This is a genomic window from Citrobacter sp. XY323 (assembly GCF_025106035.1).
Taxonomy (GTDB): Bacteria; Pseudomonadota; Gammaproteobacteria; order Enterobacterales; family Enterobacteriaceae; genus Citrobacter; species Citrobacter braakii.
Map to the genome: position 1 here is coordinate 217368 of NZ_JANYUK010000011.1, position 17311 is coordinate 234678.

General features: G+C 53.3%; 14 protein-coding genes. 4 read left to right on the plus strand and 10 right to left on the minus strand.

Annotated elements, in window-relative coordinates; genetic code table 11:
- Positions 1 to 115: 115 nt before the first annotated feature.
- Positions 116 to 1195, minus strand: coding sequence for a porin OmpD (ompD, locus tag N0B36_RS15145; RefSeq protein WP_047498652.1), 1080 nt, complete (start codon positions 1193 to 1195; stop codon positions 116 to 118).
- A 458-nt stretch (positions 1196 to 1653) separates the two neighbouring features.
- Positions 1654 to 2535 (minus strand): aromatic amino acid efflux DMT transporter YddG, encoded by an 882-nt coding sequence (yddG, locus tag N0B36_RS15150; RefSeq protein WP_016156546.1) that lies wholly within the window; start codon positions 2533 to 2535, stop codon positions 1654 to 1656.
- Positions 2536 to 2822: 287 nt separating this feature from the next.
- Between yddG and fdnG the strand changes: the two genes are divergently transcribed.
- The 3 genes from fdnG to fdnI are packed head-to-tail and all read left to right on the plus strand — an operon-like array spanning position 2823 to position 7417.
- A complete protein-coding gene (fdnG, locus tag N0B36_RS15155) occupies positions 2823 to 5870 on the plus strand; it encodes a formate dehydrogenase-N subunit alpha (RefSeq protein WP_094169740.1) in 3048 nt (1015 codons plus the stop codon).
- A 13-nt stretch (positions 5871 to 5883) separates the two neighbouring features.
- A complete protein-coding gene (gene fdnH / locus N0B36_RS15160; protein ID WP_259688583.1) occupies positions 5884 to 6768 on the plus strand; it encodes a formate dehydrogenase N subunit beta in 885 nt (294 codons plus the stop codon).
- Positions 6761 to 7417, plus strand: coding sequence for a formate dehydrogenase-N subunit gamma (gene fdnI / locus N0B36_RS15165; RefSeq protein WP_016153106.1), 657 nt, complete (start codon positions 6761 to 6763; stop codon positions 7415 to 7417). The genes fdnH and fdnI overlap by 8 nt, the downstream gene beginning before the upstream one ends.
- A 138-nt stretch (positions 7418 to 7555) precedes the next feature.
- Here fdnI and N0B36_RS15170 read toward each other — a convergent pair whose 3' ends face one another.
- The 3 genes from N0B36_RS15170 to sra all read right to left on the minus strand — a co-directional run bounded on the left by N0B36_RS15170 (position 7556) and on the right by sra (position 11598).
- The gene (locus tag N0B36_RS15170) at positions 7556 to 9271 is read right to left on the minus strand and encodes an ABC-F family ATP-binding cassette domain-containing protein (protein ID WP_259688584.1); all 1716 of its coding nucleotides are present in this window, start codon (positions 9269 to 9271) and stop codon (positions 7556 to 7558) included.
- 309 nt (positions 9272 to 9580) lie between these two features.
- Positions 9581 to 11278 carry a malate dehydrogenase gene (maeA, locus tag N0B36_RS15175; protein WP_016153104.1) on the minus strand — a complete coding sequence of 566 codons (1698 nt, stop codon included), beginning with the start codon at positions 11276 to 11278 and terminating at the stop codon, positions 9581 to 9583.
- A gap of 179 nt (positions 11279 to 11457) precedes the next feature.
- Entirely contained in the window at positions 11458 to 11598 is a 141-nt protein-coding gene (sra, locus tag N0B36_RS15180; RefSeq protein ID WP_006684530.1) for a stationary-phase-induced ribosome-associated protein, read from the minus strand.
- A gap of 227 nt (positions 11599 to 11825) precedes the next feature.
- On the opposite strand from sra, the gene N0B36_RS15185 reads away from it, so the two are divergent.
- The gene (locus tag N0B36_RS15185) at positions 11826 to 12257 is read left to right on the plus strand and encodes an OsmC family protein (protein ID WP_019076792.1); all 432 of its coding nucleotides are present in this window, start codon (positions 11826 to 11828) and stop codon (positions 12255 to 12257) included.
- A gap of 47 nt (positions 12258 to 12304) precedes the next feature.
- Here the strand turns inward: N0B36_RS15185 and N0B36_RS15190 are convergent, their stop codons facing one another.
- The 5 genes from N0B36_RS15190 to N0B36_RS15210 are packed head-to-tail and all read right to left on the minus strand — an operon-like array spanning position 12305 to position 17310.
- Positions 12305 to 13075 (minus strand): 3-hydroxybutyrate dehydrogenase, encoded by a 771-nt coding sequence (locus tag N0B36_RS15190; RefSeq protein WP_047359111.1) that lies wholly within the window; start codon positions 13073 to 13075, stop codon positions 12305 to 12307.
- A gap of 11 nt (positions 13076 to 13086) precedes the next feature.
- Positions 13087 to 14481 (minus strand): GntP family permease, encoded by a 1395-nt coding sequence (locus N0B36_RS15195; protein WP_200079951.1) that lies wholly within the window; start codon positions 14479 to 14481, stop codon positions 13087 to 13089.
- Between the two features lie 43 nt (positions 14482 to 14524).
- Positions 14525 to 15448: a 3-hydroxyacyl-CoA dehydrogenase family protein gene (locus N0B36_RS15200; protein WP_153690367.1), complete on the minus strand. Its 924-nt coding sequence runs from the start codon at positions 15446 to 15448 to the stop codon at positions 14525 to 14527.
- A complete protein-coding gene (locus N0B36_RS15205; RefSeq protein ID WP_259688585.1) occupies positions 15438 to 16643 on the minus strand; it encodes an acetyl-CoA C-acetyltransferase in 1206 nt (401 codons plus the stop codon). The genes N0B36_RS15200 and N0B36_RS15205 overlap by 11 nt, the downstream gene beginning before the upstream one ends.
- Positions 16644 to 16653: 10 nt before the next feature.
- Complete coding sequence (locus N0B36_RS15210; protein ID WP_103847926.1) at positions 16654 to 17310, minus strand: CoA transferase subunit B; 657 nt, start codon at positions 17308 to 17310, stop codon at positions 16654 to 16656.
- Position 17311 lies beyond the last annotated feature (1 nt).

The window sequence follows — 17311 nt, forward strand, 5'->3', positions numbered from 1 at the left end:
CCGCAAAGACAACGACCAGTGAATGTCTGCACGGCATACTCCTTATGACCGAGTCTACATTAAGAGAAAAAGCCAGCCCTGGAAGGACTGGCTTTGTATTCAGACTACAACAAAATTAGAACTGGTAGTTCAGACCAACAGCAACGATGTTGTCAGTGCTTACACCGGCAGCTCTTGTGAAGTTGTTGGCATCCAGCAGGTTGATTTTGTAATCAACGAAGGTGGACATGTTTTTGTTGAAGTAGTAGGTCGCGCCCAGGTCTACGTATTCAACCAGATCCTGGTCGCCGAAGACTGCAATGTCTTTACCTTTGGATTTCAGGTAAGCAACGGACGGACGCAGACCGAAGTCGAACTGGTACTGAGCAACTGCTTCAAAGTTCTGTGCTTTCTCAGCGATACCAGCAACTTTAGAGCCATAGGTGGTCATGTTGCGAGTTTCGGAGTAGGTAGTTGCCAGGTAGATGTTGTTCGCATCATATTTCAGGCCAGCAGCCCATACTTCAGCGTTTGCGCCGTTAGCTTTGAAGATGCTGTTATGGTTGTTCTGCTCGTCGGTACGGTCAGATTTCGCATAGGTCGCACCTACGCCGAAGCCTTCGTACTCATAGGTAGTAGACAGACCAAAACCGTCGCCGTTAGCTTCCTGAACGTCGTTACGGTCGTTTTTGCCCTGGTACTGAGCAGCAAAGTTCAGACCTTCAACCAGACCGAAGAAGTCGGTGTTACGGTAGGTTGCAACGCCAGTAGTACGGCCAGTCATGAAGACGTCAGTCTGGGTCCAGGTATCGCCACCGAACTCTGGCAGAACGTCGGTCCATGCGCCGATGTCGTAAGCTACGCCGTAGTTACGACCGTAGTCGAAAGAACCGTATTCAGCGAATTTCAGACCAGCGAATGCCAGACGGGTTTTATCTTTGTCGGAACCCTGATTTTCAGAACGGTTGCCTTTGAATTCATATTCCCACTGACCGAAACCAACCAGTTGGTCGTTGATCTGAGTTTCGCCTTTGAAGCCCAGACGCGCGTAAGTTTTGTCGCCATCGTTGCTGGTATCGTTAGAGAAGTAGTGTTGAGCGTGAACTTTACCGTACAGGTCCAGTTTGTTACCGTCTTTGTTATATACCTCAGCTGCGTTTACCGCACCTGCCGCCAACAGGCTAGTCACTGCCACTGCAACTAATTTAAGTTTCATTCTAAATAATCCTTATAATTATTTCTTGGTGTGTTTCCTAAACCATTGCTAAACGAAGGGGTTCGTCAATGGCAAACCATTTTTAAATGACGCAGTGGTATAAGTTCAATAATAAGTTTCATAATATTGCGAAATATTTGAAGTTGTGTGATCCAGATCTACATAATATAGCTGATTGTATTAATCTTAATATGTGACAGATCGGAATGGGTATATTTACATGGGGAACTATTGTGCAGGCTATGATTTAAATGGCGTTAGTTTCGCAGGTGTAATATATACATGTGAAGAGATATAGATGACCGAGTAATACTTTCGGGTGTTAATTAATTTCCATATGTTTAACATTTAATTAAATAAATATAAACATAAACCGCAGCGGAATGAACAATTATTATTCATTAAATTGTCTAAAGTATAGCCGGATTTTATTTGTTTGTGATAAAACCCGACTTTTTTCAGGCACGGCGCGTTGCCAGCCAGCAAAGCAGAGACCCCGCGCAGACCATCAGCGCTCCTTGCCAGAAGGATAGTGACAGCGGGGCGCTGAGCAACACCGCGGCCAGCGCAGAGGAGAGCACTGGAGTAAAATAAGACCCGACGGCCATAACGGTCACGTTGCCATGCAAAATGCCAATATTCCACGCGGCATAGGCAAATCCTAACGTTAATGCTGCAGTGAACATTTTAATCGTCACCGAAGTGCTGAAAACCATTTCCGGTTGAGGCGTAATAAAATAGTAAACCCACAAACTTGCCGCCGTTAGTAAAACGAACACGGTGATGCCGTTAAAACCTTTTGCATATTTATTGGTCACCGTGCAATACGTTGCCCAGATAAAAGCGCCGAGAAAGGCGAGAAAATAGCTAAGCGGACTGCTGGCAACATTACTGATAATTTCTCCAGGATTGAGGCCGTTTTCACCCCCCAACACCCAACAAACCCCGGTCAATGCGATGATTAATCCGGGAATCACCAACCAGGTTGTTTTTTGGCCATTAAATAAGATGGCAAATAATATTGTCAGACTTGGCCAGAGATAATTGACCATACCCACTTCAATAGCCTGGTGACGAGTGGCGGCATAGCCCAGGGCCAGCGCTAAGCATATTTCATAGCTAACAAAAAGCACGCTACCGGCGATTAAATATCGCACAGGAATTTTTCTGATATTTGGGAATCCGACGGTAAATATCAGCAACAGGCCGCTTAATGTAAAAATCATCGCCGCGCCGCCTGCCGGCCCCAGTCCTTCGCTTACCCCACGAATAAGCCCGACCATCGTGCTCCAGAGCACGATGGCAATAAGCCCAATTAACGTTGCTTTTTGTTTTGTCATGCTGATTGTCTGTCCATGGTACTGGCAAAAATTAAGCTGAAATGTATAGCACCTTTACACCGTAGCGCGCTAATTAATTCCCTTTTGTCTACTCCCTTATGGGTACAAAGGTTAAGCGAAGTGCACTATTTAGTAGCGGAACCGTTTCGTTATTGATTTGACGCAAAAAAAATATGGATATAGCTGATAGTTTCGTCGCGAAGTTGTACATGTCATCTTTCAATCATGCCGCGCTGGCGCAATTTGAGAGATTTCCTGTACGAATCCCTGCAAAAAAGAGGAAAGCAATGGACGTCAGCCGCAGACAATTTTTTAAAATCTGCGCGGGCGGTATGGCGGGAACAACAGTAGCCGCTCTGGGTTTTGCACCCAAAATGGCACTGGCTCAGGCGCGAAACTATAAGCTGTTGCGCGCCAAAGAGATCCGAAACACCTGCACATACTGTTCCGTAGGTTGCGGGCTATTAATGTATAGCCTGGGAGATGGAGCAAAAAACGCCAAAGAGTCGATTTACCATATTGAAGGGGATCCGGATCATCCGGTGAGTCGTGGGGCATTATGCCCTAAGGGCGCAGGATTACTGGATTACGTGCACAGTGAAAACCGTCTGCGTTACCCGGAATATCGCGCTCCAGGCTCCGACAAATGGCAGCGTATCAGCTGGGATGAGGCTTTTACCCGTATCGCGAAGCTGATGAAAACTGACCGCGACGCCAACTTTATTGAGAAGAATGAGCAGGGCGTAACGGTAAACCGCTGGCTTTCTACCGGGATGCTGTGCGCATCTGCGGCAAGTAATGAAACCGGCATGCTGACGCAAAAATTTGTGCGCTCACTCGGCATGCTGGCAGTAGACAACCAGGCGCGCGTCTGACACGGACCAACGGTAGCAAGTCTTGCTCCAACATTTGGTCGCGGTGCGATGACCAACCACTGGGTTGATATTAAAAACGCCAACGTCGTGATGGTGATGGGCGGTAACGCCGCTGAAGCACATCCGGTGGGATTCCGCTGGGCGATGGAAGCTAAAAACAACAATGATGCCACGCTAATTGTTGTTGACCCCCGTTTTACACGTACAGCCTCGGTAGCGGATATTTACGCGCCAATTCGTTCCGGCACGGACATTACGTTCCTGTCCGGCGTCTTGCTGTATCTGATTGAAAACAACAAAATCAACGCTGAATACGTTAAGCATTACACCAACGCCAGCCTGCTGGTGCGGGATGATTTTGCTTTTGAAGACGGCCTGTTCAGCGGTTACGACGCGAAAAAACGCCAATACGATAAATCGTCCTGGAACTACCAGTTCGATGAAAACGGCTACGCGAAACGCGATGAAACGTTAAGCCATCCTCGCTGTGTCTGGAATCTGCTAAAACAGCACGTTTCCCGCTACACGCCGGATGTGGTGGAAAACATCTGCGGTACGCCAAAAGAAGACTTCCTGAAAGTGTGCGAAGTGCTGGCTTCCACCAGCGCAGCGGATCGCACCACCACGTTCCTGTATGCGCTGGGCTGGACACAGCATACCGTCGGGGCGCAGAACATCCGTACCATGGCGATGATCCAGTTGCTGCTCGGCAACATGGGGATGGCAGGTGGCGGGGTCAACGCTTTACGCGGTCACTCCAACATTCAGGGTTTAACCGACTTAGGGCTGCTCTCTACCAGTCTACCAGGCTACCTGACGCTGCCGTCAGAGAAACAGGCCGATCTGCAAACCTATCTGGCTGCTAACACGCCAAAAGCGACGTTGGCCGATCAGGTGAACTACTGGGGCAACTACCCGAAATTCTTCGTCAGCCTGATGAAATCTTTCTACGGCAATGCGGCGCAGAAAGAAAACGACTGGGGCTTTGAGTGGTTGCCGAAGTGGGATCAGTCCTACGACGTCATCAAATACTTCAACATGATGGATAGCGGGAAAGTGACCGGCTACATCTGTCAGGGCTTTAACCCGGTCGCGTCCTTCCCGGACAAAAACAAAGTGGTGCAGTGCCTGAGCAAACTGAAGTATCTGGTGATTATCGATCCGCTGGTGACCGAAACCTCTACGTTCTGGCAGAACCACGGCGAATCAAACGACGTTGATCCGGCTTCTATTCAGACCGAAGTCTTCCGTTTGCCATCCACCTGCTTTGCGGAAGAGGACGGCTCCATCGCCAACTCCGGTCGCTGGCTGCAGTGGCACTGGAAAGGTCAGGATGCCCCGGGTGAAGCCCGCAACGACGGCGAAATTCTGGCCGGTATTTATCACCGTCTGCGCGACATGTATCGCACTGAAGGCGGTAAAGCCGTAGAACCCGTGCTGAAAATGAGCTGGAACTATAAGCAGCCGGACGAACCGCACTCCGAGGAAGTGGCAAAAGAGAACAACGGCTATGCGCTGGAAGATCTCTATGATGCCAACGGTGTGCTGGTTGCGAAGAAAGGCCAGTTACTCAGCAGCTTTGCGCTTCTGCGCGATGATGGGTCTACGTCATCGTCCTGCTGGATTTATACCGGTAGCTGGACCGAGCAGGGCAACCAGATGGCCAATCGCGATAACGCCGACCCGTCAGGTCTCGGTAATACGCTGGGCTGGGCCTGGGCATGGCCGTTAAACCGTCGCGTGTTGTATAACCGCGCTTCGGCGGACCCGCAAGGTAAGCCATGGGATCCAAAACGCATGCTGATCCAGTGGAACGGCACGAAGTGGACGGGGAACGATATCCCGGACTTCAACACCGCAGCACCGGGCAGTGGCACCAATCCGTTTATTATGCAGCCGGAAGGGCTGGGTCGTCTGTTCGCTATCGATAAGATGGCGGAAGGTCCGTTCCCGGAACACTACGAGCCAATGGAAACGCCGCTGGGTACGAACCCGCTGCATCCGAACGTGATCTCCAACCCGGCAGCGCGTCTGTACGAAGCGGATAAGTTACGCATGGGCACGAAACAGGACTTCCCGTACGTCGGGACGACCTATCGTCTGACCGAACATTTCCATACCTGGACCAAGCACGCATTGCTGAATGCGATTGCTCAGCCAGAGCAGTTTGTGGAAATCAGCGAAACGCTGGCGGCGGCGAAGGGGATCTCCAACGGCGATCACGTCAAAGTTAGCAGCAAGCGTGGATTTATTCGCGCAGTTGCCGTGGTTACCCGTCGTCTGCGTACTCTGCACGTCAACGGTCAGCAGGTTGAAACGGTTGGGATCCCGATCCACTGGGGCTTTGAAGGAGTCGCGCGTAAAGGCTATATCGCCAACACCCTGACGCCGAATGTCGGTGATGCAAACTCGCAAACGCCGGAATACAAAGCGTTTTTAGTTAACATCGAGAAGGCGTAAGGGAGGCGAACATATGTCTATGGAAACGCAGGACATCATCAAACGGTCCGCAACAAACGCCATCACGCCGCCGCCTCAGGCCCGTGATTACAAAGCTGAGGTCGCGAAGCTGATCGACGTTTCCACCTGTATAGGCTGTAAGGCCTGTCAGGTGGCATGCTCAGAGTGGAATGATATCCGCGATGAAGTCGGCCACTGCGTCGGGGTGTATGACAACCCTGCCGATCTTAGCGCCAAGTCCTGGACGGTGATGCGGTTTACCGAAACCGAACAGAACGGCAAGCTCGAGTGGTTGATTCGTAAAGACGGCTGTATGCACTGTGAAGATCCGGGCTGCCTGAAGGCATGCCCGTCTGCCGGGGCTATCATCCAGTACGCCAACGGGATTGTTGATTTTCAGTCAGAGCACTGTATTGGCTGCGGCTACTGTATTGCCGGGTGTCCATTTAATATTCCGCGCCTCAATAAAGAGGATAACCGCGTGTATAAATGTACGCTGTGTGTGGACCGCGTCAGCGTCGGGCAGGAACCTGCCTGCGTGAAGACCTGTCCGACCGGGGCAATCCATTTCGGTACCAAGCAGGAAATGCTGGAAATGGGCGAACAGCGTGTGGCAAAACTGAAAGCACGTGGTTATGAACATGCCGGTGTCTACAACCCGGAAGGTGTGGGTGGCACGCACGTGATGTACGTTCTGCATCATGCCAACCAGCCGGAGCTGTATCACGGCCTGCCGAAAGAACCGCAGATCGATACCTCTATCAATCTGTGGAAAGGGGCGCTGAAACCGCTGGCCGCTGCCGGATTTATCGCCACCTTCGCCGGACTGATTTACCACTACATTGGTATCGGTCCGAATAAGGAAGTGGACGACGACAAGGAGGATCATCATGAGTAAGTCGAAAATGATTGTGCGCACGAAGTTTATCGACCGCGCCTGTCACTGGACAGTGGTGATCTGCTTCTTCCTGGTGGCGTTGTCGGGGATTTCGTTTTTCTTCCCGACTCTGCAATGGCTGACGCAGACCTTCGGTACGCCGCAGATGGGGCGCATTTTGCACCCGTTCTTCGGACTGCTGATCTTTGTGGCGCTGATGTTCATGTTTGTACGCTTTGTTCACCACAACATCCCGGATAAAAAAGATATCCCGTGGCTGAAAAATATTGTGGAAGTGCTGAAAGGCAATGAACACAAAGTGGCGGACGTGGGTAAGTACAATGCCGGACAGAAAATGATGTTCTGGTCGATCATGAGCATGATTTTCGTGCTGCTGATCACCGGCATCATTATCTGGCGTCCGTACTTTGCGCAGTTCTTCCCGATGCAGGTCGTGCGCTATAGCCTGCTTATCCATGCGGCTGCGGGGATTATCCTGATGCACGCCATCCTCATCCACATGTATATGGCATTCTGGGTGAAAGGATCGATTAAAGGCATGGTCGAAGGGAAAGTGAGCCGTCGCTGGGCGAAGAAACATCACCCACGCTGGTATCGCGAAGTTGAACGACAAGAAGCGAAAAAAGAGAGCGAGGAAGGGGTTAACTAACACCTGACGTGCCCTGATCGTAATGGCGCTACACCTGTAGCGCCATTTTTTTGCCAAAAAAACGTCATATTTCGATAAGCCGGATGACGGGCCTACACGCGCATTTTGCTGATGTAGGCTGCCATCCGGCAATACGGTTTACTCCAGTTGTGAGTTCAGGCGCTCAATCTCCTCACGCCATTGCACCTGTAACAGCGGCTTTTGATGTTTCGGCTTGCGGGCAAGATCGTCAGCCAGACGCTGCTCCAGCTCAAGAAGTTGTTCCAGCAATCCATCGCTGTCACCGCTTATTTCGGCTTTTGCATCGACCTCCGTTTTGGGAACGGTTATCTCCGAGGATGTTTCCCGAATACGCGCATTGACCGCGTCCAGATCGTGCCATTCACTGAGTTCGCCCTTGTCGATCAACCAAAACCGGTTACAGCTTTGGCTAATAAGCTGACGGTCGTGACTGACCAACAACACGCCGCCGTTATAGCTTTGCAGCGTTTCTGCCAACGCCTCTTTACCTTCCAGATCCAGATGGTTGGTCGGTTCATCGAGCATCAGCAGGCTGTAGCGCGCAAGCGTTAGTCCAACAAACAGCAGCCGGGAGCGCTCACCGCCGCTTAGGGAACTGATCTGCTGCGCGTGACGAACCCACGGAAAACCCGCGCTAATCAGCGCCATTTTGCGGATATCAGGCTGCGGAGCAAACGGCTCCAGCGCGTCAAATAACGAATCGTTATCTGCGAGTTGGTGCAGCGTCTGGTCGTAATACCCCAACGTAACGCGCGGGTGCAACACCAGTGAAGGTGATGCCAGTTGTGAGTGAAACTGTTGCCAGATAAGCCTTAACAACGATGATTTCCCGCAACCGTTGCGCCCGACAATTGCCACGCGATCGCCACTTTTTAACCGGAGACCAGCAATGGAAAACAGCGTATCGGCGTCGGGAGCAGGGGCCACGGACAGATTAGTCATCTCCAGCAAACGATCCGCACGCAGGGCATCTCCCTGCAATGTTAGTGTCCACTGACTTCCTGACGTCACTTCAGTCTGTACCTCTTTCAGGCGCTGTACCTGCTTTTCCATCTGCTTGGCCTTGCGGGAAAGATCTTCGTTGTCGTAGACCCGCCCCCAGGTAGCCAGCCGTTTGGCGCTGGCGGTCACCCGGTCTATCTCCTTTTGCTCAGCCTTATGGCGCAGAGCATCGCTGATGTCTCTTTCTGCCAGAGCCTGACGCGCCGCGCTACAGGGCAGATCGAAGGCATGGAGAGTTTGATCGCGCAGGATCCAGGTTCCGTGAGTCACCGCGTCTAACAGCTGCGGGTCGTGGGAAACCACCACAAAACTGCCAGACCAGTTTTGTAAGAACTGTTCCAGCCACAGTAATGTTGGCAAGTCCAGGTGGTTACCTGGCTCATCCAGCAGCAGCAGGTCAGGGTTTCGCATCAGCGCCCGCGCCAATAACAGACGCGTGTGTTGGCCGCCGCTCAGCGTGTGTGCTGTCAGAGATAAATTCTCCGGCGTGAACCCCATTTCAGCGAGCAGTGCTTCAACTCGCCACTGCTGACCTGCGCGTTCATGCTCGGGCAGTTGAGCCAGAACGGCTTCCTGCAGCGTGAGCGGCAATATTTCGTCAGGCAGATGTTGTTCTACACGGGCGAGATGGCAGTGATTTGCCTGCGCGATAACCCCACTGGTCGGCGAAATTGTGCCATCGAGCAGTTTTAACAGCGTGCTTTTGCCGCAGCCGTTGTAGCCGATAAGCCCGATGCGGTCGCCTTTTTTCAGAGTAAAGGAAAGATCGTCGAATAGCGTGCCGAATGCCGTATCAACGTGTAAGGATTGTGCGGTTAGTAATGTGCTCATTGTTGCTTACTCAAGAGTTACAGGCGTAAAAACGCCTCGTCAAACATCGCTGACGATAACCCGGTAAGCCCGAGAGAAGGGGATTTAGAAGTTAGCTTCGCTCAAGCAGAAGTTATCGCAGCACGATACCGATAACGCTTGAGCACTGGCGATCGCCAAAAGCATGTGAAACGATAAAACGTTCACAGTACAGCATAAGTATCCTCCTTTTGTTTTTCAGAATGTTAATCGGTAGCGAAAGTGTAATCGTAAGTCACGCAGTCGCGCAAGTTCTGAGCGCCCGGCAGCAACGTGCCGCCGGGCAAACCGTCAAATAGAGGTACGACGGTAGTCGCGGTATTCTGCCTGCCAGAAATTATCGTCAATCGCCTGTTGCAGCGCTTCGGCGGAGGTTTTCACCGCCACGCCTTGCTGCTGGGCCATTTTACCGACGGCAAACGCGATGGCGCGGGAAACGGTCTGAATATCTTTCAGCTCAGGTAACACCAGTCCTTCGCCGTTGAGCACCAGCGGTGAATACTGCGCCAGCGTTTCACTGGCTGACATCAGCATTTCATCGGTGATACGCGATGCGCCAGAAGCAATTACCCCCAGACCAATACCCGGGAAGATATAGGCGTTGTTACATTGGGCAATGGGATAGATTTTCTCTTTCCACAGTACCGGTGCGAACGGGCTACCGGTCGCAACCAGCGCGTTACCCTCGGTCCAGGCGATAATATCCTGTGGCGTGGCTTCTACGCGGGAAGTCGGGTTAGACAGCGGCATGACGATCGGACGCGGGCAATGCTTATGCATTTCGCGAATGATCTCTTCGGTAAACAGGCCGGTCTGTCCGGAAACACCAATCAGGATGTCCGGCTTAACGTTGCGTACCACATCGAGTAACGACAGCACATCTTCTTGCGTATCCCAGTGCTGCAGATTTTCGCGTTTTTGCACCAGTTTGGTCTGGAAAGAGAGCAGGTTCGGCATCTTATCGGTTAACAGGCCGAAGCGATCGACCATAAACACGCGTTGACGCGCCGCTTCTTCGCTTAAACCTTCACGCTGGATTTGCGCGATGATCTGCTCGGCAATTCCGCAACCGGCGGAACCTGCCCCGAGGAAGACAATGTTCTGTTCGCTTAACTGGCTACCGGCCGCACGGCTGGCCGCAATCAGCGTGCCAACGGTTACCGCAGCGGTACCCTGAATATCGTCGTTAAACGAGCAAATTTCATCGCGATAGCGGGTCAACAGCGGCATGGCGTTTTTCTGTGCGAAGTCTTCAAATTGCAACAGCACGTCCGGCCAGCGATGCTTCACGGCCTGGATGAATTCATCGACAAATTCGTAGTATTCATCATCGGTGATACGCGGATTACGCCAGCCCATATACAGCGGATCGTTGAGCAGTTGCTGGTTGTTGGTTCCGACGTCCAGTACCACCGGCAGGGTGTAGGCCGGGCTGATCCCACCACACGCGGTATACAGCGACAGTTTACCGATTGGAATACCCATCCCGCCGATCCCCTGATCGCCAAGACCCAAAATACGTTCCCCATCGGTGACAACGATGACCTTGATATTGTGGTTAGGAACGTTTTGCAGGATATCGTCCATATTGTGGCGGTTCTGATAAGAGATAAAGACGCCGCGCGCGCGACGATAAATCTCGGAGAAACGCTCACAGGCCGCGCCAACCGTTGGGGTATAGATAACCGGCATCATCTCATCAAGGTGATTATGCACCAGCCGGTAAAACAGGGTTTCGTTGGTGTCCTGGATGTTGCGCAGGTAAATATGTTTATCGATTTCGGTTTTGAATCCCTGATATTGGATCCAGGCGCGTTCAGCCTGTTCTTCAATCGTCTCGACCACTTCCGGCAGTAACCCCAGCAGGTTGAAGTTACGGCGTTCTTCGGCACTGAAAGCACTCCCTTTATTCAGTAAAGGGAATTCCAGCAGAACCGGGCCAGCGTAGGGGATGTAAAGGGAACGCAGTTTTTTAGTTTCGTTTTCCATGTCACTCACTCTTTTTTGAATAACCGTCCCTGGCACTCTTTATGATCGTATGTGGCCTGTCAGCCAGGGAAACGGCCGAAGTATAAAGCATTGTGAATGGGTTAAGGGGTTTTATAAGCAAAAACACCACTGCGGTTGCAATGGTGTTTATCTCGTTATTCAGTCAGACGTGCGAAAGGCTATTTGCCGTCAGCGCGGCGCTTTCTTCCGGTAGGATTATTGACCACGTTGGTTTTGTCACCTTCGGTCACGACTTTGCGTTGATTTGAGATTTTGTGGTCCAGTCCGAGAATATGACGGGCCTGACGGTTCGATTTCATTCTAACTCCTTAATCCTGTTACTGGTTTCAAGGGCGAGTCCGTATGAGAACGGACGAAATACAACCTGATAGAAAGCCGATGTTAAAAATAGCGGCTTTCTGGATGGTCGGTCATTTCAGCTGAAAGGTCAATGCTTAAGCGGCAAATGAGAACTATCCCGTATGTGCCATGCTTTTTCTCAGCCGTCCTATACTTGTAACTCCAACGACAACACAGGAGAGCGGTAATGACTATCCATAAGAAAGGTCAGGCACACTGGGAAGGCGACATTAAGCGCGGTAAAGGTACCGTGTCGACCGAAAGTGGGGTGTTGAATCAGCAACCGTATGGGTTTAATACCCGATTTGAAGGGGCGAAAGGCACCAATCCTGAAGAGTTGATTGGCGCGGCGCATGCAGCCTGCTTCTCAATGGCGCTTTCGCTCATGCTGGGCGAAGCGGGTTTTACCCCAGATGCCATTGATACCACTGCCGATGTTTCTCTGGATAAAGTGGATGCCGGATTTGCTATCACCAAAGTCGCGCTACACAGTCAGGTGAGCGTCCCGGGGATAGATGCCGCCACGTTTGATGGCATCATCCAGAAAGCAAAAGCCGGCTGCCCGGTATCACAGGTACTGAACGCGGAAATCACGCTGGATTATCAGTTAAAATCATAAAGAAGGTGTGCCGGATGCGACGGGGTCTTATCCGGCACCAGATGTCTTTATTGCGCCACCCAGCCGCCATCCATATTCCACGCCACGCCACGCACCTGCGACGCCCCGTCTGAGCACAAAAATAGCGCAAGCTCACCCAACTGTTGCGGCGTGACGAATTCGCGCGACGGCTGTTTTTCCGCCAGCAGGGCGTCACGCGCGGCGTCAGGCTCAGCGCCTTCGGCAATACGTTTATCGATTTGCTGCTGGACCAACGGCGTAAGCACCCAACCGGGGCACAGCGCATTGCAGGTAATACCCGTCTGCGCGGTCTCCAGCGCAATGGTTTTGGTTAATCCCACCACGCCGTGCTTCGCCGCCACATAGGCGGATTTCTCTTTTGAGGCCACCAGACCATGAACAGAAGCGATATTGATGATGCGTCCCCAGTTACGCGTTCGCATGCCTGGAAGCGCCAGGCGCGTGGTGTGAAAGACAGAAGAGAGGTTAATGGCGATAATCGCGTTCCATTTATCAACCGGGAAGGTCTCCACCGGAGAAACATGCTGGATCCCGGCATTGTTCACCAGAATATCCACACCGCCAAATTCGCTATCGGCATAGCGCATCATGTCGGCAATTTGCGCTTCATCGCTCAGGTCCGCGCCATGATAGCCCGGCGTTTTGCCATACTGCGCAATGGCATCTTTGGCGGCTTCCACATCACCAAATCCGTTAAGGATCAGGGTTGCGCCCGCTTGCGCCAGCACCTGTGCGATGCCTAATCCAATACCGCTGGTAGAGCCGGTAACCAGAGCGGTTTTTCCCGTTAAGTTCATGATGATTCTCCTTAAACAATTCCGGTGGTGTAGAAGACGCCGATAACAAACAGCACGGCCAGACTTTTAATTACAGTAATGGCGAATATCCCGCCGTACGCCTGACGATGGCTAAGACCGGTTATGGCCAGCAGGGTAATGACCGCACCGTTATGTGGCAGGGTATCCATACCACCACTGGCCATTGACGCCACGCGGTGGAAGACCTCGAGGGGAATATTGGCGGCATGGGCGGCGGCAATAAAAGTGTCAGACATGGCGGCGAGGGCAATACTCATCCCGCCAGACGCCGAACCGGTGATCCCGGCAAGCGTGGTGATGCTGATAGCCTCATTGAGCAGCGGGTCGGGAATGGCTGCCAGCGCTTTTGACAGCACGAGGAAACCTGGCAGGGCGGCGATCACTGCGCCAAAACCGTATTCTGATGCGGTGTTCATGGCCGCGAGGATCGCGCCGCCAACCGCCGTTCGGCTCCCTTCCGCCAGGCGACCTTTAATGTTGCGATAGCCGAAGAGCACCACCAGCAGGATCCCAGAAATCAGCGCCGCTTCTACCGCCCAGATAGCGGTGATTTTACCGACTTCGGTGGTAATCGGTTTGGCAAGGCCCGGAAGTTCCAGTTGATGCGTAGCGCCATACCATTGCGGGATCCAGCGGGTAAACAGTAGGTTAAAAACGCCAACCAGGATCAGCGGAGAGATAGCAATTATCGGGTTCGGCAGGTTAATGTTATCCGGCGTTTCCGGCTCGTTTAACAGTTCAGTGCCATACCCTTCATTCTTTGCCTGCGCTTTACGACGCTGGCGCTCGAGATAAACCAGACCGACAACGATGATAAACAGAGAGCCGATCAAACCCAGCCAGGGCGCGGCCCAGGCGTTAGTTCCAAAGAAGCTGGTCGGAATAATGTTCTGGATCTGCGGCGTGCCTGGCAGAGCGTCCATGGTGAAGGAAAACGCGCCCAGCGCAACGGTGGCCGGGATCAGGCGCTTCGGAATATTACTCTGACGGAACAGCTCCGCCGCAAACGGATACACCGCAAATGCCACCACGAACAGCGATACGCCGCCGTAGGTCAACAGCGCACACACCAGCACAATCACAGGGATGGCGTGACGACGCCCGAGAATGTTGATGGCGGCGGCAACGATGGAGCGAGAAAAACCCGATAACTCGATTAACTTGCCAAACACAGCGCCCAGTAAGAACACCGGGAAGTAAAGCTTCACAAAACCGACCATTTTTTCCATAAACAGGCCGGTGAAGGCAGGGCCGACGGCGCTGGGTTCGGTGAGCAATACAGCACCTAATGCCGCGATGGGGGCAAACAGGATGACGCTATATCCGCGATAGGCTGCCAGCATCAGCAGGCCCAACGCTGCCAGGGCGATTAATACACTCATCATGACTCCTCAATATCATTGTTATAGTGGGGTACAGAAAGAGAAGTTACGGTTTCAGGGCAAAGCGCAGTTGATGCTCTCTGCGTTGCTGGATATATTCCTTGCGCGAATCATCCCAGCGATAAAATCCCTGACCGCTGCGCAAACCGGTATCACCGTTAGCCACCTTGTCAGCGACCAGAGACATCATGTCGATCCCGGTTGCCAGCTCCGGTAGCAGATGCTGACAAATGTCCTGTACCGTAGAAAGTCCGGTCATATCCGCCGCCTCCAGCGGACCGACCATCGCATAGCGACGACCGAGCGAGGCGCGCATTACCTGATCCACCACCTCTGCGCTGGCGATCCCGCTTTTTACGATATGCAACGCTTCACGCAGCAGAGCGAACTGCAGGCGATTACCGACAAACCCCGGCGCGGCGCGGTCGAGCACGACGGCTTCCAGTTGCATCGAAAGCAGCAGTTGTTGCAGCTCCTGCAGATATTCCGGCTTCGTGGCCGTGCCGGGTACAATCTCAACCAGTGGAATAAAATGCGGCGGGTGCCAGAAATGGGCGATTAACAACCGCTCAGGATGGACGAGCTTTTCTGCCAGCGCATCCGGCGGCAGGCCGCTGGTGTTACTGGCAATGACGGCCTCAGGCGCGATCAGTGCTTCCAGTTGTGCATACAACGCGTGCTTGAGTTCGAGTCGCTCCGGTATGGCTTCGATCAGTAACCCGCACGCGGCGATATCTTGCAGTGAGGTAGTGCCATGCAGACGACTCACAGCCTGTGCTTTGTCGTTTTTAGGAAACTGTTCGGTGGCAATCAGTTCATCCAGAATTCCGCTGGCAACTGCGCCAATGTCTGCAATACGGTTACTATCGGTGTCGTACAGCCAGACATCGTGACCATAACGGACGAAGTGGGTGGCAATACCGACACCCATTAAACCCGCGCCCAGTACGCAGATATGCTTACTTTTCATGAGATACCTCCTGCGGGCGCTCAACCGCCAGCGCCACCCCCTGACCGCCGCCTACGCACAGCGTAGCCAGCCCTTTGGCGGCGTTACGGCGGGCCATTTCGTGCAGCAAAGTCACCAGAATTCGGCAACCTGACGCCCCAATGGGATGGCCCAGCGCAATCGCGCCGCCGTTTACGTTCACCCGATTGCTGTCCCAGTTCAGGGATTCGCCAACCGCCAGCGCTTGCGCGGCAAAGGCTTCGTTGGCTTCAATGAGATCGACATCATTTAACGTCCAGCCAGCTCGCTTCAGGCACTGAAGTGATGCCTCTACCGGCCCAATACCCATAATCGCAGGGTCGACGCCGGAGACAGCGTAGCCCGCCACTCTGGCAAGAACCGGCAGATTGAGTTCTGCTGCTTTGGCGGCGCTCATCAACATCACCGCGGCGGCGCCATCGTTGATTGAAGAGGCATTCCCGGCGGTCACCGTGCCGTTACCTGGGCGAAACGCTGGTTTGAGCTGCGCCAGCTTTTCAGCCTGCGTATCCGGACGAGGCTGTTCGTCACGATCCACGACACGCGGCGGTTTTTTGCCCTGCGGGACGCTGACTGGCGTGATTTCCGCGCTAAAACGACCGGCTTCAATGGCGGCGGCTGCTTTTTGCTGTGAGCGCAGGGCAAAGGCGTCCTGCTGCTCGCGACCGATCACGAACTTATCCGCCAGATTTTCCGCGGTAATCCCCATGTGATAGTCGTTAAACGCATCCCACAGACCGTCATGCACCACGCTGTCTTTCATGCTGGCATGACCGAGCCGCAGTCCCGCCCGGGCGCCGTCGAGGAAATAGGGCGCATTGCTCATGCTCTCCTGCCCACCGGCAATCACAATTTGCGCATCGCCGCAGCGAATCGCCTGGACCGCCTGATGCACAGCCTTCATACCCGAGCCGCACACCAGATTCAGGGTTAACGCGGGCGTGGTGACCGGCAGTCCTGCGCGTAACGCTGTTTGCCTGGCAGGGTTCTGGCCGCAGCCTGCCGTCAGAACCTGGCCGAAGATCACTTCGTCAATTTGCGCAGGTGCCACGGCGGTTTTTTCCAGCAGCGAACGGATCACTACTGAACCTAGTTCAACCGCGGAAAGCGGAGCCAGCGCGCCATGAAAACTGCCAATTGGGGTGCGCGTTGCCGCGACAATAACAACATCCTGCATGGTCAGCTCCTCAGCTAAAGTGCATTTCGGGGACATTTTCGGGAACAATCAGCTTGCCGGCAGTTCTGGAGACAATTTCATCGACGCTGATGCCCGGCGCTCGCTCGCGCAGAATGAACGCCCCGTCGGCAATCTCCAGCAACGCCAGATCGGTAAGCACACGTTTAATACAGGCCACGCCGGTCAGCGGCAGGGTGCAGGCGGGAAGCAGTTTCGACTCGCCGCTTTTAGAGGCATGCGTCATCACCACGATGATGTTGTCGGCTCCGGCAACCAAATCCATCGCGCCGCCCATGCCTTTCACCATTTTTCCGGGGATCATCCATGAGGCGATATTGCCGTTAACATCCACTTCAAACGCGCCGAGCACCGTCAGGTCGACGTGACCGCCGCGGATCATGGCGAAGGATTGCGCCGAGTCGAAGATTGCCGCGCCTTTGCGCGCCGTCACGGTCTGTTTCCCGGCGTTGATCATGTCAGCATCAATTTCATCTTCCGTGGGAAACGGGCCCATACCCAGCAAGCCGTTTTCCGATTGCAGCATTACGTCCATGCCTTCAGGAATGTAGTTCGCCACCAGAGTAGGAATACCAATCCCAAGGTTGACGTAATAACCGTCTCGCAGCTCGCGGGCGACACGCATCGCCATTTGTTCACGCGTTAACATG